The 16,141-nt window shown below is 56.5% G+C and carries 12 protein-coding genes and 6 pseudogenes; 6 read left to right on the plus strand and 12 right to left on the minus strand.

The window, feature by feature from the left end; translation table 11 throughout:
• Window positions 1-223, plus strand: a 223-nt coding sequence (locus RFM41_RS33355) for a hypothetical protein (RefSeq protein ID WP_320319346.1), incomplete at its 5' end; no start/stop codon positions are given.
• Between the two features lie 35 nt (window positions 224-258).
• Here RFM41_RS33355 and RFM41_RS34335 read toward each other — a convergent pair.
• The 10 genes and pseudogenes from RFM41_RS34335 to RFM41_RS33400 all read right to left on the minus strand — a co-directional run.
• Window positions 259-402: pseudogene (locus RFM41_RS34335) on the minus strand (IS110 family transposase); the annotation flags it as partial.
• A gap of 291 nt (window positions 403-693) precedes the next feature.
• A pseudogene (locus RFM41_RS33360) lies at window positions 694-846 on the minus strand (transposase domain-containing protein); the annotation flags it as partial.
• Window positions 847-1,279: 433 nt separating this feature from the next.
• Window positions 1,280-2,071 carry an ectoine/hydroxyectoine ABC transporter ATP-binding protein EhuA gene (gene ehuA, locus RFM41_RS33365; RefSeq protein WP_320253427.1) on the minus strand — a complete coding sequence of 264 codons (792 nt, stop codon included), beginning with the start codon at window positions 2,069-2,071 and terminating at the stop codon, window positions 1,280-1,282.
• Between the two features lie 23 nt (window positions 2,072-2,094).
• Window positions 2,095-2,757 carry an ectoine/hydroxyectoine ABC transporter permease subunit EhuD gene (gene ehuD / locus RFM41_RS33370; protein WP_320253426.1) on the minus strand — a complete coding sequence of 221 codons (663 nt, stop codon included), beginning with the start codon at window positions 2,755-2,757 and terminating at the stop codon, window positions 2,095-2,097.
• A 2-nt stretch (window positions 2,758-2,759) separates the two neighbouring features.
• Entirely contained in the window at window positions 2,760-3,425 is a 666-nt protein-coding gene (gene ehuC, locus RFM41_RS33375) for an ectoine/hydroxyectoine ABC transporter permease subunit EhuC (protein ID WP_320253425.1), read from the minus strand.
• A 51-nt stretch (window positions 3,426-3,476) separates the two neighbouring features.
• The gene (gene ehuB, locus RFM41_RS33380) at window positions 3,477-4,325 is read right to left on the minus strand and encodes an ectoine/hydroxyectoine ABC transporter substrate-binding protein EhuB (protein ID WP_320253424.1); all 849 of its coding nucleotides are present in this window, start codon (window positions 4,323-4,325) and stop codon (window positions 3,477-3,479) included.
• Window positions 4,326-5,421: 1,096 nt separating this feature from the next.
• The gene (locus RFM41_RS33385) at window positions 5,422-6,567 is read right to left on the minus strand and encodes a M24 family metallopeptidase (RefSeq protein WP_320253423.1); all 1,146 of its coding nucleotides are present in this window, start codon (window positions 6,565-6,567) and stop codon (window positions 5,422-5,424) included.
• A 274-nt stretch (window positions 6,568-6,841) separates the two neighbouring features.
• A pseudogene (locus RFM41_RS33390) lies at window positions 6,842-7,066 on the minus strand (M20/M25/M40 family metallo-hydrolase); the annotation flags it as partial.
• 467 nt (window positions 7,067-7,533) lie between these two features.
• A pseudogene (istB, locus tag RFM41_RS33395) lies at window positions 7,534-8,243 on the minus strand (IS21-like element helper ATPase IstB); the annotation flags it as partial.
• Window positions 8,240-8,793: pseudogene (locus RFM41_RS33400) on the minus strand (IS21 family transposase); the annotation flags it as partial. The pseudogenes RFM41_RS33400 and istB, both read right to left, overlap by 4 nt.
• A gap of 556 nt (window positions 8,794-9,349) precedes the next feature.
• Here RFM41_RS33400 and RFM41_RS33410 point away from each other — a divergent pair.
• Both RFM41_RS33410 and RFM41_RS33415 read left to right on the plus strand, forming a co-directional pair.
• Window positions 9,350-10,606 carry a methylaspartate ammonia-lyase gene (locus RFM41_RS33410; RefSeq protein ID WP_320253422.1) on the plus strand — a complete coding sequence of 419 codons (1,257 nt, stop codon included), beginning with the start codon at window positions 9,350-9,352 and terminating at the stop codon, window positions 10,604-10,606.
• Window positions 10,607-10,942: 336 nt separating this feature from the next.
• A pseudogene (locus RFM41_RS33415) lies at window positions 10,943-11,704 on the plus strand (transposase); the annotation flags it as partial.
• On the opposite strand, the gene RFM41_RS34340 reads toward RFM41_RS33415, so the two are convergent.
• Both RFM41_RS34340 and RFM41_RS33420 read right to left on the minus strand, forming a co-directional pair.
• Window positions 11,694-11,765: a hypothetical protein gene (locus RFM41_RS34340; protein WP_430691603.1), complete on the minus strand. Its 72-nt coding sequence runs from the start codon at window positions 11,763-11,765 to the stop codon at window positions 11,694-11,696. The pseudogene RFM41_RS33415 and the gene RFM41_RS34340 overlap by 11 nt on opposite strands.
• Before the next feature lie 217 nt (window positions 11,766-11,982).
• A complete protein-coding gene (locus RFM41_RS33420) occupies window positions 11,983-12,573 on the minus strand; it encodes a UPF0149 family protein (RefSeq protein ID WP_320253421.1) in 591 nt (196 codons plus the stop codon).
• Window positions 12,574-12,954: 381 nt separating this feature from the next.
• Here RFM41_RS33420 and RFM41_RS33425 point away from each other — a divergent pair, with 381 nt between their 5' ends.
• From RFM41_RS33425 to RFM41_RS33435, 3 genes are all read left to right on the plus strand, one after another.
• Window positions 12,955-14,208 carry a methylaspartate ammonia-lyase gene (locus tag RFM41_RS33425; RefSeq protein WP_320253420.1) on the plus strand — a complete coding sequence of 418 codons (1,254 nt, stop codon included), beginning with the start codon at window positions 12,955-12,957 and terminating at the stop codon, window positions 14,206-14,208.
• 12 nt (window positions 14,209-14,220) lie between these two features.
• A complete protein-coding gene (locus RFM41_RS33430) occupies window positions 14,221-15,372 on the plus strand; it encodes a CaiB/BaiF CoA transferase family protein (protein WP_320253419.1) in 1,152 nt (383 codons plus the stop codon).
• A gap of 133 nt (window positions 15,373-15,505) precedes the next feature.
• A partial coding sequence (locus RFM41_RS33435) for an HpcH/HpaI aldolase/citrate lyase family protein (RefSeq protein ID WP_320319347.1) occupies window positions 15,506-16,141 on the plus strand: 636 nt, incomplete at its 3' end.

Raw genomic sequence — 16,141 nt, forward strand, 5'->3', positions numbered from 1 at the left:
CGGTGGTGCTGATCTCGGCGACCACATCGCCCTTTGCACGTTCCAATGTCATGGCGCGAAAGCTCCATGTTCATCGGCCTATTGCAAGGTGCCTTGGTGCACCGCTTACGGAGCAACTTATGTGAGGCAACGGCTGAAAATTCAGGAACATTTTCGACGAGGCAATGCGAGTCTCACCTTGTTTGTCGCCGCGCACCCGCTACAAACCTGCCGGTTCCCTTGAAGGTAGGCCGCCAATACGCGCAGCATCTTATATTATACATCGAGCTGGTCGGTTTTTGCCCGACGGGCTCGTCAATTGACGAGAATGCTGGTCGGCTCGAGCACATGGTTGGCGATGCCGTGTGCGGTCAGTAGCCGGTGCAGCCAGAAGCCGTCACGCCCGGCCTCGAAGCAGCAGACTAATCCTGGCGCTGCGCCTGACCCGCCGGCGAAGCGGGCACGCAGCAATGAAAGATGCGCCAAAAGTGCGGTTGTGTCGCCGGCATCGATCTTGTGTTGCCGAGGCTTTTTAACTCCCCGCAAGCGGGGGCAACGAGCCACGCTGATCGGGTGAGTCCAATCGCGATAGTGATGACGTTCTCCAGGTCGAGGTGGTCGAGGACATGATGGCTTCCGTAAGCGCGAATTTCCCCGCACGTTGACGCCGCCCTTTCAACGACGGTCGCTTTCAGACGGACGCGTCCGGGCGGATCAGGCTGCAGCGGCTTTGGCGAAGTTGAAGGGCGGCAGGTCGTCGATATCAGTATCGACAGCGCGTTCAGGCAGTTCAATGAGGACGTGGCGCAACCACGCTAACGGCTCGACGCCAGAGGCTCGGCAGGTCAGCACCAAGCTGTAGACGATGGGCACTGGTCCTGGCTCAGTCGAGTGATCGAAGGGTTTCCTTGCGCCATCTTCCGGATGCCTACTTGCCTCGGATCTGTCCGCGGCTCTTGACCCACGATAACCACCATGGCTCTTCTGCCACAGCAGCTTGGGCTGGTTTGAGATCCGCTCCTGAAAGCCGATCCGAGGGGGCCTGTCCTCATCTCTCACGCAGCTTCTCAGCATGTTGTCAGTTCACCATCGAAGCTCCTTCTGCTTGCTGCAGCACACTATGGACGGAAACTGATTTATCAACGAGGGCATATCGGGGAGCAGGTCACCTCGGCATGCTTCAGAATCCCCAGGTCGCGCTGAATGTCACGGTCTATCTGGGTCATCAAGCCAATCCTCACCGCCCCAGCGGCTATGAAACAGGATGTCTCGCAAGCTCATACATATCTACATTTCGGTATCAAATTGCCTCCTTGATGGCAGAAAGGAACTGCTTTGTGCGTTCGCGTTGAGGCCGCGTAAATAATTCTTGAGGGGGGCCTTGTTCTTCTATCTTACCCCCGTAAAAGAAGCATACACGGTCCGAAATGTCTCTGGCAAAACCCATTTGGTGCGTGACCATCAACATCGTTAAACGGTACTCTTGGACAAGCTTTCGGATTACGTTCGTTACTTCGCCGATAACCTCTGGATCCAGAGCGGAGGTGACCTCATCGAAGAGCATCACTTTAGGGCGCATGGCCAATGCTCTCGCGATGGCGACCCGCTGCTGTTGACCCCCCGACAACCGGGAAGGATGTTCATCTTTCTTGTCGATTAAACCGACCATCGTTAGCAACTCTTCCGCCCTGACTCGAGCTTCGGACTTTGACAAGCCCAGGACTTGAACCGGTCCCTCCATACAGTTTTGCAGCGCGGTCATGTGAGGGAACAGATTAAAGTGCTGAAAGCACATGCCAATTGAGGATCGCATTCCTCTCAAGTACTTTTCATTTGCTGGGACAAGCTTCCCGCCCTTGGGCATATGAGTGAGAGGCTTTCCGTCGACGTAAATGACGCCTTCGTTGATGGCTTCCAGCGTCATGAGAATTCTAAGTACTGTGGTCTTTCCGGAGCCTGACGGACCGATAATTGATACCATCTCGCCTTCAGCAACCTCGAAGTTGAGATTGTTGATAACAGTGAGTGCCCCATACGACTTGCTCACATTCATAAATCGAACCATCGGGCGATTTGGTTCGGGCAGTTTCATAGGGAAGTTATGAGCGCTTGCTGTCACAATCCAAGTACCTTTTTGAGACGATTCTCGAGGCGCTTTACTAGGCTAGCGGTTGGCAAAGACAGGAGCAAGAAAATTATGCCAACTAACGTAAGTGGCTCGAGATATCGGTAGTGCTCGGAGCCAATCGCATTTGCTGTAAGCATTAGCTCAGCAACCCCGATCACAGAAAGCATGGGGGTATCTTTCAGTATACTGACTAGATAGTTTCCCATTCCCGGAAGGGCGGTTGCTAAAGCCTGCGGAATTACGATTCTGATGTATGTGTCGCGCGATGAAAGGTTAAGCGCGCGACAGGCCTCCCATTGGCCGCGCGGAACGGCATCTAAGCTAGACCGGTATACCTCAGACAGGTATGCTGAGTAGTGAAGCCCCAGCGTTGAGATGCCGGCTACCCATGGGGAGAGTCTAAGCCCAAACTCGGGAGCCACGTAGTAGACAAAAAATATCTGCAGCAGAAGGGGCGTAGATCTGACGATCTCTATGAACTCCCTTACGATAGCCCCTAGTAGTTTCGATTCAGTGCGTTGCAGAAGTGCAAAGACGAGACCACCTATCATCGCCAAAATATAACCTGCTATCGTGGCAAGTATGGTGCTCTTCGTGGCCCACAATAGGCTCGGAAGTATTTCCCATGTAAACGCCCAATTCCACTCCATACTTAAACGCGCCCTTGACGCTGAGCCATAGAGTGTTCAAGCCATCGAACCAAAGGTGTGATCGCCGCGCGAGCCAAGATATAGTAAATAATAAGAGCTATGCCAAACGCTTGTATGGGTATGTAGGCCAATGAATTGACCTGCTTGGCTTGGAACATGAGATCTTTGACGGAAATCAGCGAAACTATTGCAGTAGACTTTAGAAGCTCGATGAGCAAATTCCCCCAGGGGGGTAGCATAATGGAAAACGCCTGGGGTAGAATAATTCTTCTCATTCTGCGAGCAGGCGACAACGATATTGCCGTCGCAGCTTCCCATTGCCCCCGCGGGATCGACTGTATTGCCCCCCGTACTAGCTCAGCGCCATATGCTCCGATATTGAGACCTACAGAGAGAAAGCCGGCTGTAAAAGGCGACAGAGTGAGTCCAAATAGAGGGAGTACAAAAAAAATCCAAAAGACCTGTACGAGCAGCGAGGTTCCGCGGAATAATTCGATGTATATTACTGAGACGCCGCGAATAAGGGCGTTCGTCGACAGTTTGCCCAGACCGACAAAGAGGGCAACGACAAGCGCTACCATGGTTGCAGTCAAAAACTGAGCGCAGGTGACTAGTGTTCCCCTTGCGATTTGCACCCCGTAAACCTGCAGAAAGTCCCAAATAGCCATAGTTGTCCTCGGTGAATAGGCCGGGGAGCTGGCCCCCGGCCCACTTGATCGTTATCGATTGGCGCAAACCCATTCCGCAGTTTTGCCGTCTGGCAACATGTTCTTGTCGTAGTCGTACGGTGCGACGGCCTTCATCATCTCTGGGGTACCGATGAACTTCTTTTGAGCCTGGTTAAACTTGGCGACGAATTCTGCGTCGTCCTTGCTGAAAGCGATGCCAACCCAGTTCTGGTACGACTCGGGAAACGCCTTGGGATCGGTGACCTCCACCTTGCCCCCAGCCTTCTTCGCAACCTCTTTAAGTTCCAAAAATGCCGATACACCTGCGTCAGCACGGCCGGACTCCACTGTCGCCAGGATCTCAGGCATCCCGGGCACCTGAATGATCTGAGAATCCTGAACGCCATCCTTTTTCGCTTGCTCAATCACACTGGACCCAGTGTTTGCCACCATCGTGGCGTTCTTGCTGACGAGATCCTTATAGTTTGAAAGCCCCTTGGGGTTGCCGGGCTGGACGATGAAGGCTTCGCCAGTCTTCGCGAGAGGTTCAGCAAACAACACATTCTCGCATCGGGACTTCAAAATGTACATGCCGCCCGTAATGATGTCGAAACGTCCCGATTGAAGTCCCGGGATCAAACCTCCCCACTCCGTCACGACCGGCTCAATGTTTGTATATCCCATCTCCTTCAATGCACCAAGAGCAATGACATTTGCAAATCCGGCGGGCTGATTGTTGGCGTCAGGATAGGCATACGGTACTTCGGATGCGAAGCCGATTCGGATCGGCTGGCCGTTAGCGATGCGATCTGCAACCGGACCCGCCGACGCTCCCGTGTTTGTCAGTGAGAAAAGGGTGAGTCCGAGCAGTGCGGTAAGAGCCGTGAAATTGGGTTTCATTGTCGTTTCCTCTTCCTTTCAAGCATTTATTGTTTGTGTTGTTCCTTGCAATTGCGACAGATGCTCGAGATTAACTTTTGTCAACCCAGACCATCGTGGCGATCCGCTCGATAAGCATGGGATGAGGTAAGTCGGCGGTCAAATGCAATGTCTGTATGCTGCCATATTACATTGAGATAGCAGGAACGAAGCCCAGTCGATACGCTTGCATAGTGGAGCCCGTGTGTGTGGGCACGTCGCTCTTGGCATCAGCCCATTTGACGAATTCGCCGTTCATTCAGATATGGCCATCGAGCTGATCGAAGGGGACGGTACCATCATTCCCTCCTACCGGGGCTTTGCCGGATGTCGTCGTCGGTGTCGTCGCGGGGCCCGGTGCCGATCGCTTCGAGGCGGATGGTCATCTAACGTCACCGGATACGTCGGAAATCCAGTCAACCAGGCTTCTCGCGAAACTACGCGGGACGAAGAGGTCGCACTGGAGCGACCGGTGCGCAGCAGCAACACTGGCACGAGATGAAAACCAACCTGGACTCCCTCGCCCTCCTGCAGAGAGTCCCAATCAACCACAACGCATCGCTCCAACGTCGTCGTTTGACTTCGGACTGGGCGCCCGCCAGGCAAAAGGCCAGTGCTTTTGGCCCAAGAGGCCGTTGCGCAGAATGGAGAAAACCGAGTAGCCATGCAGGCCGAACCCGCTATCTTATGAGCGGCGGGCGAAAAGAAATGCAGAGTTTTTCCCGCTCCCCGCTCGATTGTGACTAGACATTTGCGCCCCGGTCAGGCGCAATACGGTTAGACTTCTTTCTGCACAGGCGCTCGACTTCGTGCTGAAGAGGCAGGTCGATCGATTTGGCCGACTGCGATCAATTATGGGCCACTTGGCTTGGGTGCACCAACATAGAGTCTCGAAAGGTGCCATCGCGTTTTAAGATGGCGGAAGCGCAGCCGAGCCAGATGGCCAGATCAATACCGGGCAGAAGAGATTAGCTCCAGGGAGAGTTGATGCCTGACAACCTGCCTTGTCTTAACCCGCGATGGCAGGGCAAGAACTCTGCCCCGCCGCCCAGTGGAAATATCGGCCGTCCGATATTTGTCAGATCTCGAAAAGTTCTCTTGGCGTTTTCGTTAGAAAAACGGCACCGGCCTTTTCGACGACAACGCAGTCAGAAAGAAAGTGGTCATTCTGCCCATCGGTTACCCACGTCAAAAGATGGAACACCATGGACTCACGGATTTCCATCGAGCTCGTCTCATGCAGGCTCTGTACCCCGGGGCCGCCAGTCCAGGTGGGTGGGAACGATAGACCGACCATGTAGCCACAGTGAGGAGCTCTAGGCTTAACATTCGCAGGGTCAAGACATGCCTTCCAAGCAGAATAGACATCCCGAGCAAGACTTCCGGGTTTAAGAGCTGCAAGCCCGACCAGATGCGCTTGGTGGCTCACCTCGCTTAATCGCTTCGCTGCCGCGGATGCGGATCCAATGTACCCGTATCTAGCCATTGGTGCATGATAGCGATTTACACAGCCCGACAATTCCAGAAGAAGCGGAGCACCATCTTTTAGAGGTTGGTCGGTCCACGAAGTATGTGGCTCCGGTATCCTGTCGCCGGATCTGACGAACGGTGGAAAGCCCGGGCATTCACCTCCCGCTGCGATCATCGCACGGTAAATCTCGGCAGCAACAATGTTTTCGGCTACCCCCTTACCCGCTTCACGCAGACCGGTAGAAACCATGAGATCTGAAATTTCCGCAGCGCGCTTGATTTGCTCTATTTCGAAAGGCGATTTTACCTCTCGCAGGCTCTCGACTATACCCGATGCATCAATGATATCGGCTTTAGGAAGATATGACTTCAGGGGGGCATCAATCCTAACCGTAGAGGCGCTGTTTCGCTGAAGCCCAACGCGCGCGCCTTCCCCAGCGAGTGAGACGATCTTAGCCGTTATCAGTGCGGCAACGTCGTCAGCGTCAGTGTATCCGGCAAATTCAACGCCTGACGTCTGCCGAACAACCGTAGGCGCCTCGATATATCTAGCAAATAGAATTGATTTCCCATTTGGCGATACCAGCAAAGCATGAAGGGCAAAATAGCCTTCATAATCAAGACCCGTAATGTAGCAGATATTCTCCGGGCTGGTGAATATAGCTACGTCAATTTTGCGGTCTCGACAAACCTGCTTCACTGCGTTTAGCCGGCGTTCATGTTCAAGACTAGGCGACGTAACGTACTGATTCATCCCGGATTCCCCGATTTGAGTGGAATTATTCACAGAGTCGCCCTTGGGCGACTGGATTTTGGTTCGTACAAACACGCTCATAGCGAATAAAGGACCGTCTGTTTGCCCCGAATTTCAGGGCCCCATGCCTTTGCGCAGGATCGCACCGAATATGAGGAGGCATCGTATGATCGGTCAAATGCAGTGTTAATATAGGCCCTATCTAGCATCGAGATTGGAGGACAATCTGTCAATTTGCCTGAAAGGCGAAGTTTCGGCGCGTGGTGAGACCGCGTCAAGGCACGAGCTTCGTCTCGACCAGTTTGATCCAGTAGGAAGTCCTGTAGGGAATGGCCTTGTCATTAAAGTCATAAGCCGGATGATGCAAACCGGCGCTATCGCCATTTCCGCAAATTATGTAAGCTCCTGGACGAGCTTCCAGCATGTAACCGAAGTCTTCAGCCGCCATGATCGGTCGGTTAGAATGGACATTGGCTTCGCCGACCGAATCCTTCGCGACGGCTAGCGAAGATGAGCCGCGCACATATCGAGCTCTCATTTATTGGTGGTGCACCCCCGACGTTTAACCACCCTGATCAGACTGAGATAGCGCCCTCTTGAACGGGATCGAACGGATCTGGCCTGACGATGTGGATGGGGCTATGCTCGCCGACAAAGCCAGCGAACGCCCGAATGGCCGCAGACGTTGATTTTGGGTGGCGGTCGAACATCGATGCGTCACTTCGATATCGGTCAAGAAAGCGCGGATTAGCTCGGCCGATAAATCGACGACATTCAAACTTGCCGACCCGCTTCGCAACGAACGGGAGAAGCTGACATAAGCCGTCGCGGCAACCCTGCTGGGTGTTGTGGGCGAGACCAGGAGAGCAGGCGGTGAACTGCAAAGCTGTGACGATAATTCCGAGTTCGGAATTATCGTCACAACTCCGGGTGGCGGATTATTCCGAGTGTCCGTCGTTCTGGCGTAATTCTTTCATGATTGCCAAGGCTTCGATCAACGGCGAGCGTCATGGCAGGATCTGGAAAGACCCTGTTCCATTCACCGAAGGGCTGGTTCGCGGTGATCATGATGGAACGTCGCTCATAGCGTGCGGAGATGAGTTCGAAGAGCACGCTGGTTTCGGCCTGGTCCTTGGTGACGTAGGCCAGATCGTCGAGGATAAGCAGATCGAACTTGTCGAGCGTGTCGATGGCGGTTTCGAGCTGGAGTTCGCGGCGGGCGACCTGCAGCTTCTGGACGAGATAGGTTGTTCGGGTGAACAGCACCCGCCAGCCGTTCTCGATCAGTGCGAGGCCGATGGCTGCGGCGAGATGGCTCTTGCCGCCGCCGGGCGGCCCGAACAGCAGGATATTAGCCCCCTTGGCGACCAACCGTCGCCGGCGGCGATCGCCATGACCTGGTCCTAGGAGACCATCGGCTCGGCGTCGAAAGTGAAGCTGTCGAGGGTCTTTCCAGGCGGCAGATGGGCCTCGGCAAGATGCCTTTCGATCCTGCGGTGGGCGCGCTCGGCCAGTTCATGCTCGAGGATGGCCGTGAGGAAGTGGGCGACGGGCCATCCCTCCCGATCGGCCTGCTCGGCAAATTGCGGCCAGAGTGTCTTGATCGTCGGCAGCCGGAGCTCATTGAGCATAGTGCCGAGCCAGGCTTCGTCGATGCCATAAGTGCTCTTCTTCATGCGACCTCTCCCGTATAGGCCGCACCGATCAGGGCCTCATAGCCACCGAGGGATGCCAGATGCAAGTTGATGGTCGGCAGGCATGCTGGGTCCGGACCGAAGAGCGCACGCAAGACGGTCAGGTTGGGCAGTTTACCGGCATCAGCCGCGATCATGAGCCAGCGCCAGCAGTTCAACCGTGATCTTGCAGGCCTGTCTGTCGGGCAGTTTGTCGATGAGCATTTCGAAGGCCCTGCGATATTCCTGCCGGGGAAGACCTTGTCCCGGTAGACGAGGTTGAGGAGCGCCATAGGCTTCTTGCGCAGGGAATGAATACGTGCCGATAGTTGACGACCTCATCGTGCCGTCCGTCGGCATGGCTGCGCCCACGAGGCAAGGTCATCAGATGCGTCCCGCCGATGAAGACCTTGAGACGATCGTCGAAGAGACGCACGCGCAGCCCGTGGCCAATCAAGCGGGATGGCAAGGTGTAGAAGACCTTGCGCAAGGTGAAGCCGCCGGTGCGCGACACGGTGACAGCCACCTCCTCGAAGTCCGCGGTGCGCCGTTGGAAGCTCCTTGCGCGCTGGACAATGCGGTCTGTCATGGTCGGTCTACCCAGCGGTCGTAGCTTGCCATTGGCTTTCAGGATATAAATCCGCTTCACCGACTTCGGGCGATAGGTGCCCTTCAGCAGGTTGACCCGCAGGTCGGCCAGATGGAGATTCAGCCCGGCCTGCGTGCGTCGCTTATCCATTCCGTCAATGCCCAACGTCCGGGCGCCACTTGACGCCAGAACGATCCGGGCGGCCTCGGCAAGCCATTACCGATCGGCAATGAGCCGAAGAAGACGATCGAACCGCCGGTTCGGATCGCTTTCAGCCCATGTTGCGAGCTTGTGCTGCATTTCGCTGATTATCAAAGGTCTTCACCTCATTTGGCGCTCCCCAGCCGTGCGAGACGCGGTGCAAACCATGATGCTTTGAAATAGGCCCTCCAAGCGATTTTGTAGGCAATGATAGTCCATCTGAAAACGCGATGGGATGCGTTCTAACATTATATTGGCAAGGACCTTTGACTGACGATAATTTGAAATCAGCCGCGTAGAATTTGAGGAAAATCCCAAAATGTCAGTTGAGCGAACTGGAGTCCACATCAAAGAAGTTCTCCTCGCGCCTGGCTTGGGCGGCTCGTTTTATGATGATCAGGCTGCAATTAGAGCGGGCGCCGCCCAAGACGGGTTTTTGTATGTAGGCAAACCACTCACAGAGGGGTTCTTGTCTATCCGCCATCCGGCTTCCACTCTGAGTATTGGACTCGTTCTCGCCGACGGGACTATCGTCTGGGGCGACATGATGAATGTCCAATATGCAGGAGTGAGCGGTCGCGCTAGCCTCTTCGATGCTGCCAAGATTGCTGAAATTACGTCCCGCATCGTAATGCCACGGCTTCTTAAAGTGGATGCCTCCAGATTTATCGAGTCCTGCACAAGCGTTTTTGAGGCTGCCGACAATCAGCGCCTGCCTGTCGCAGTTGAATACGGCGCCAGTCAGGCGCTGCTACGCGCAGCAGCATACGTAAAACGACTGACCATGGCGGAGATTGTATGCCAGGAGTTTAATTTGCCGGTGCCGAAAAAGCGGGTGCCGATCTACGCGCAGAGTGGTGACGATCGTAAACTCAACGTTGACAAGATGATCTTGAAATCCGTCGACGTCTTACCGCACGGCCTGATTAATTCTCGAGAGAAATTCGGCGTTGATGGCGAGGCTTTTGTAGAGTTTGTGAAGTGGGTTGCAGCGCGGACGAAGCAGATTGGTGAGCCGGGCTATCACCCAGTGCTGCACTTCGATGTCTATGGCTGGATCGGATTAGAGTTTGGGCTTGACCCGCAACGCATTGCCGATTTCATCTCGAAGCTCTCTGAGACTGTTTCGGACTTTTTACTTAATATCGAATCTCCGGCGGATTTTGGGTCTACGCAAGCTCAGATCGAAAACTACGCTGAGATTGTCAGAGTTCTCGACAGCCGAGGAGTCAACGCCCGCATCTGCGTAGATGAACAGTGCAATACACTCGAGGACATTCGCCACTTTGCAGAGGCTCGTGCTGCTCACATCGTACAAATCAAGACCCCCGACGTAGGGTCGATTGCTGATACCGCGCGGGCTGTATTGATTTGCAGGAAAAATAATGTGGGCGCCTTTGTGGGCGGAAGTGCTACGGAGACTGATCTTTCCGCCCGCGCAACTGTTCATGTATCTGTTGCGACGCAGGCTGACATGATGCTTGCAAAGCCCGGGCTAGGAGTTGACGAAGGAGTGTCGGTGGTTGGGAACGAGCAGAGCCGTTTGTTTGCCATGCTAGACCGGCGGCGCCGTTAGTTTCTTATCAAAATTTATGGATGCAAAGCAGAGACTCCCGGGTGCATGGTTGTCTTCGCGGTCGACATCGGCTGCCGCATGATGGAGCTTCGGGGGATGAGCCTTCAATGTGGACGACGCACTTTGCTGGGACAGCGGTGCAACCCCATCAGCGGAATGGCTCGGCTCACGTCCCGGCAGTGACGCCTCAGGCGCTCAGATTCTGAACGTGCGCGCCACGGCCACGACGGCTCGTTTGAAGGCGATCCTCTCCCGGAGCTTTAGCCGGCTGCTGCAAAAGTCGCGTTCGGCGATGTTTTGTGATTCGCTTCGGTTGGCGATCTGGAGTGATTTGCGATGCGCGGACGGGATGATCGATCGAAAGGTCTTTTCAGCTATGTTCGACTGGAGGAACGGATTCCCGCAGATCATCCACTTCGGGCGATCGGGGGGTTGTGCGACGAAGCGTTCGGCTGTCTGGATGCCCGCTTTGAGGCGCTCTATTGGGGCGACCGTCGATAGCGCCCGAGATGCTGCTGCGGGCGACACTGCTGCAGGCGTTCTTCTCGGTGCGTTCGGAACGCCTGCTGATGGAGCCGATCGACTACAATCTATTGTTTAGCTGGTTCGTCGGCCTGCCGATGGACGCATCGGCGTGGCATGCGACGGTGTTCACCGACAATCGCGATCGGCTCATGAAGGCCGATGTTTCGCGCGAGTTCCTGGGTGCTCTGATGGAGCTTGGCAAAGTGAAGGAGCTTCTGTCGAATTTCGATCGACGGCACGCGCTGATCGACGCCTGGGCCTCGGTGAAGAGCTTTCGGCCGAAGGATGGTTCGGGCGAACCGCCGAAGCCAGGCCGCAACGGCGAGCGCGACTTCCGCAAGGAAAAGCGCTCGAACCAGACGCATGCTTCCACGACCGATCCGGACGCACGGCTCTACCGCAAGGCGGACGGCCATCCGAGCCAGTTATGCTACATGGGCTATGTGCTCATGGAGAACCGCAATGGGCTTGCGGTCGACACGACGCTGACGCTCGCCACCGGCACGGCCTAGCGGGAGGCGGCGCTCAGCATGCTCGACCGGCGCCCCCCTCAACCATCGCATCACGCCGGGGAAAGTCCATACCGGCGTGCCACAGCACAAACCGTCTCGCCCGCCTCGTAGCCCTCCGCCATTATCCGGGCCTTCTCCTCCGGCGGCCACTCACGCCGCCGCGCCGCCGACCCGAACCAGTGAAGATCTCCAGCCGACCGGCTCCTCGTCCCTGGACTTAAGCGCAAACTCTGAAATCGTCATATGCCGAAGCGTAAAGCGATGCACCAAGGCGCCTTCCCGAAGCCGCCTGGTGCTTGTATGGCGGTCAGCCGTTAGTCGGCGCGCCGGCGGCGATCACTACGGGCTATCATAGCGGGTGACATAGTGGAGTTCGCGCAGGGCGGGGATGATGAGGGCGATGTCTTTGTATGCCTCGTGCTCGATGAAGTACGCGGTATTGGGTCCCGGCCTGGGTTTGCCGAGGACGGACCGCCCCTTTTTGTCGACGCAGTAGATCAGGATCGGCAGCAGCAGGCCGTGGTTGGGGTTCTTGAGGTCGAGGAGCCGTTTCCAGCGTTTGATGTTGAGAGTCATGGCCGCGTAGAACCCCTGGCACCACGGCCGCGGGTCGATGCCGCCGCTGGGCTTGGTGGTGAAGCGGGGCGCATAATCCTGTGGCCTGTCGAACAGCGTCTCGTTGATCCGGTTGTGGATCCTGGCGAGGCTGGCAAACACGGCGTGATCGGTTGCAGAGCCTTTGGCCAGGACGTCGCGCCGCAACCCCATGAGCGGGCACATCCAGTCTTGCGGGTCCGCGAACCGCGGCCCGGTGACCGATGCCGTTACGAAGCCATCCAGCGCCGAGACGGTCCGCACCAGCGGGCGGGGGTTGGTTTTGGCGGCCATCCAGGCCTCGAGCGCCTCGTCCGACAACGAGGCCCGCGACATCGTCTATGAGATAACGGGGGCCAATGGGGCCGACGTCGTCGCTTTCGGCACTGAGGCGGGGCTTCTCCAGGAAGCGGGCATATCGCTACCATCTGCGGGTCTGGCTCGATCGAGCAGGCCCACAAGCCAGATGAGTTCGTCGACATCGATCAGCTCAAGAGTTGCCTGAAAATGCTTTCGCGACTGCAATCGAAACCCGTCCGAAAGATGCGCCTCGGCGCGTCATCCGCGCCGACTAAGGAAAGGTGCCAGCCATCTGAAAACACGATGGCAAGGTCCGGGACATTATATTGGCGAACCCAACGCCAAGTGGCGCATAGTTGGGCGATACCGGAACTACATCCGCCGTCAACGCAATCCAATAGAAATCGAGCAGAACGAGTGCAGATTAAAGATGTTGTGCTCGCGCCCGGCAACGGCGCCTTTTTTTACGATGATCAGGCGGCCATCAGGGCAGGGGCCGGACAGGACGGCTTCATCTACGTGGGAGAGCCGCTGTTGCCTGGCTTCCGCTCCATCCGTATTCCCGCAGCATCTGTCAGCATTGGCCTGATACTTGAAGATGATACGGTGGTCTGGGGCGATATGATGGGCGTCCAGTACTCCGGCGCCGGCGGTCGCGACCCTTTGTTCCAGACCGCATCGATCATTGACCTCGTCTCAAGAGTCGTTGTTCCCCGGCTGCGCGAAATCGATTCTTGGCACTTTTTGGATGCCTGTAGCGAGGCGTTTGCTTTTGTGGAGGGCGAGCGCCTGCCCGTCTCAGTCGAGTATGGGGTAAGCCAGGCTCTTCTCGGCGCAGCCGCGCACGTTGCACGCAAGACCATGGCCGAGATCGTATGTGCCGAACTTGGCCTGCCGGTTCCCAACCGAAGGGTGCCGGTTTACGCCCAGAGCGGCGATGCCCGCGAAATCAACGTCGATAAAATGATCTTGAAGGCAGTGGATGTACTCCCTCACGGCCTCATCAATTCGCGCAGCAAATTCGGCGTTGGTGGGGAAACTTTTCTGGATTTCGTCAAATGGGTGGCGCAGCGCGTCAAGCAAATCGGCCAACCAGGCTATCATCCTGTTTTGCATTTCGATGTGTACGGTTGGATTGGCATGGAGATCGGGCTCGACGTTCAGCGCATCGCCGATTTCATCAGTAAGGTTGCTGATGCGGTTCCGGAGTTCACGATGAATATCGAATCGCCAGCCGACTTCGGGTCTACCGCGGCGCAGGTCGAAAACTACGCCAAAATCGTCAGCATTCTGGATGCGCGCGCGTCACGTGCGCGCATTGTTGTCGATGAGCGCTGCAACACGCTTGAGGATGTGCGTCTGTTTGCGGAGGCGAAGGCCACCCATCTCGTGCAGATCAAGACGCCGGATGTGGGCTCGATCGCCGACAGCGCCCGAGCGGTGCTTCTCTGCAAAGAAAACCTCGTGGGCGCCTATGTGGGAGGCAGCTGCAGTGAGACGGATCTCTCAGCGCGGGCGACAGTTCACATTTCGGTGGCTACGCAGGCAGACATGATGCTCGCGAAACCAGGTATGGGCGTCGACGAAGGGCTTTCCATTGTCGGCAATGAACAAAATCGGTTGCTCGCCATGCTTGATCGACGTCGGGCACAGAATCTGAGCGCCGCGTAGGGAGCGCCCCTGATGCTAAACAGTCTCAAGGACATCACGGTTGTGGCGGTCGAACAGGCCGTTGCAGCGCCCTATGCGTCGTCTCGCCTTGCGGACGCCGGCGCCCGGGTAATCAAGATCGAACGGCCGGAAGGGGACTTTGCCCGAAGCTACGACAAGTTGGTTCGTGGGCAGAGCGCCTACTTCGTTTGGCTCAACCGGGGTAAGGAGTCGGTCTGTCTGGACCTGAGGTCGGAGGCGGATCGCGCCGTCCTGGACACGCTCATTACCAGTGCTGACGTCTTTATCCAGAATCTGAAGCCGGGCAGTATCGAAAAACTGGGGTTCGGGTCTGCTGATCTGCGTAGCCGATGTCCGCGGTTGATCACTTGCGACATCTCGGGTTTCGGGGACGCAGGGCCGTACTCCCATTTGAAGGCCTATGATCTCATCGTCCAGGCCGAAGCAGGTCTATGCGCCATCACCGGCAACCAACAGGGGCCTGCGCGCGTAGGGGTCTCGGTTTGCGATATCTCGGCGGGCATGACAGCTCACAGTGCCATTCTTCAGGCTTTGTATCACCGCGAGGTCACCGGAGAAGGAACAGGCATCCAGGTGTCACTGTTCGATGCCGTAGCCGACTGGATGAATGTTCCGGTTTTGCAAAACGACTACAGCGGCTACCACACGGTACGCGCCGGCGTGAAACACCCGTCGCTTGCGCCATATGGCGCCTACCGTTGTGCCGATGGCAAAGAAGTCATCTTTTCGGTTCAGAATGACCGCGAATGGGTGAATTTTTGCGAGAAGTTCCTGAAGCAGCCCGGGCTTACGCGCACATCTGGCTTTGCTGATAATATGGAGCGCCTCAGTCACCGTGCGCAACTTGATGAGATCATTGAACGCCGGTTTTCCGCCCTATCCTGCCACCAAGCGATGCAGGAGCTTGAGGCGGCCGGCCTTGCATATGGCCGACTGAACGAAGTGGTGGATGTTTCACGGCATCCACACATTCGCAGGGTTGAGGTTGGCACACCTGAAGGAACGGTCGAGACGATAGCGCCGGCAGCGATCTTCAACTCGGAGCACCCCGCGCTGCGCCCAGTTCCGGCTCTTGGCGCTCATACCGAGGCTGTCCGCGAGGAGGTTCTGGGGCTTTTGCGCGAAAGAGCCGCGTCAGCGTGAGCGCGCATCTCGGTAAGGTGAGCGCTAACGTGATTTCCGAAGAGCCCGAGTGCCTCGGATTATCTGGGCACACTGGCCGCCGCGCAAGCTCACTGCCGTCGCCTGCGCTAAAATCGGCCGCAGAGGCGGCTCTATGATCAAGGACACCTTTGCGGCCGTTGAAGGCGTGATGCCTGTACCACGTTGGAGATCCCTGCTCTTCGTACCCACTCACATACCGCGCTTCGTAGAGACGGCCCGTGAGCGGGGTGCGGATGGCGTCATTCTCGACCTCGAGGATTCCGTTCCTCAGGATCAGAAGAGCGAGGCACGGCGGCAGCTTCCTGAATCCGTGGCAAAAGTGGGCCGCAAAGGCGCATCTGTTCTGGTCCGCGTCAATCATGGTTTACGCGCCTTGGCGGCCGATCTTGATGCAGCAGTGATAGCGGGTGTTGACGCGCTTGTTCTTCCGAAGACGGATTCGGCAGAATGGGTATTAGAGATCGCGAATGCGGTTTCAGAACTTGAACGGGAAAGAAATCTTGCGTCGGGACGCATCCGGTTCCTTACTCAGATTGAGACTCCGGGCGCCTTGCAAAGACTTGCGGCCATTGCGTCGGCGCATCCAAGGATGGTCGCAATGTCGCTCGGTCCTGAAGATTTCAGTGCCGCTGTTGGCGGCGCCCCGGAGTTCGACCTACTGTTGGCGCCAAACCTTTCTGTTCTGTTTGCCGCCCGTGCAGCCGGCTTGCTCCCGCTAGGCTTCATAGGAAGCATCGGCGAGTTGTCG

It is taken from the genome of Mesorhizobium vachelliae (assembly GCF_033977325.1).
Lineage (GTDB): Bacteria > Pseudomonadota > Alphaproteobacteria > Rhizobiales > Rhizobiaceae > Mesorhizobium > Mesorhizobium vachelliae.

Bases quoted from the DNA above. Each gene is read 5' to 3' on its own strand.
- ehuC (WP_320253425.1), bottom strand. From the start codon at position 3,425: ATGGCTATTTGGGACTTTCTGCAGGTTTACGGGGTGCAAATCGCAAGG.
- ehuA (WP_320253427.1), bottom strand. From the start codon at position 2,071: ATGAAACTGCCCGAACCAAATCGCCCGATGGTTCGATTTATGAATGTG.
- RFM41_RS33410 (WP_320253422.1), top strand. From the start codon at position 9,350: ATGTCAGTTGAGCGAACTGGAGTCCACATCAAAGAAGTTCTCCTCGCG.
- RFM41_RS33385 (WP_320253423.1), bottom strand. From the start codon at position 6,567: ATGAATCAGTACGTTACGTCGCCTAGTCTTGAACATGAACGCCGGCTA.
- ehuD (WP_320253426.1), bottom strand. From the start codon at position 2,757: ATGGAGTGGAATTGGGCGTTTACATGGGAAATACTTCCGAGCCTATTG.
- ehuB (WP_320253424.1), bottom strand. From the start codon at position 4,325: ATGAAACCCAATTTCACGGCTCTTACCGCACTGCTCGGACTCACCCTT.
- RFM41_RS33430 (WP_320253419.1), top strand. From the start codon at position 14,221: ATGCTAAACAGTCTCAAGGACATCACGGTTGTGGCGGTCGAACAGGCC.
- RFM41_RS33420 (WP_320253421.1), bottom strand. From the start codon at position 12,573: ATGTCGCGGGCCTCGTTGTCGGACGAGGCGCTCGAGGCCTGGATGGCC.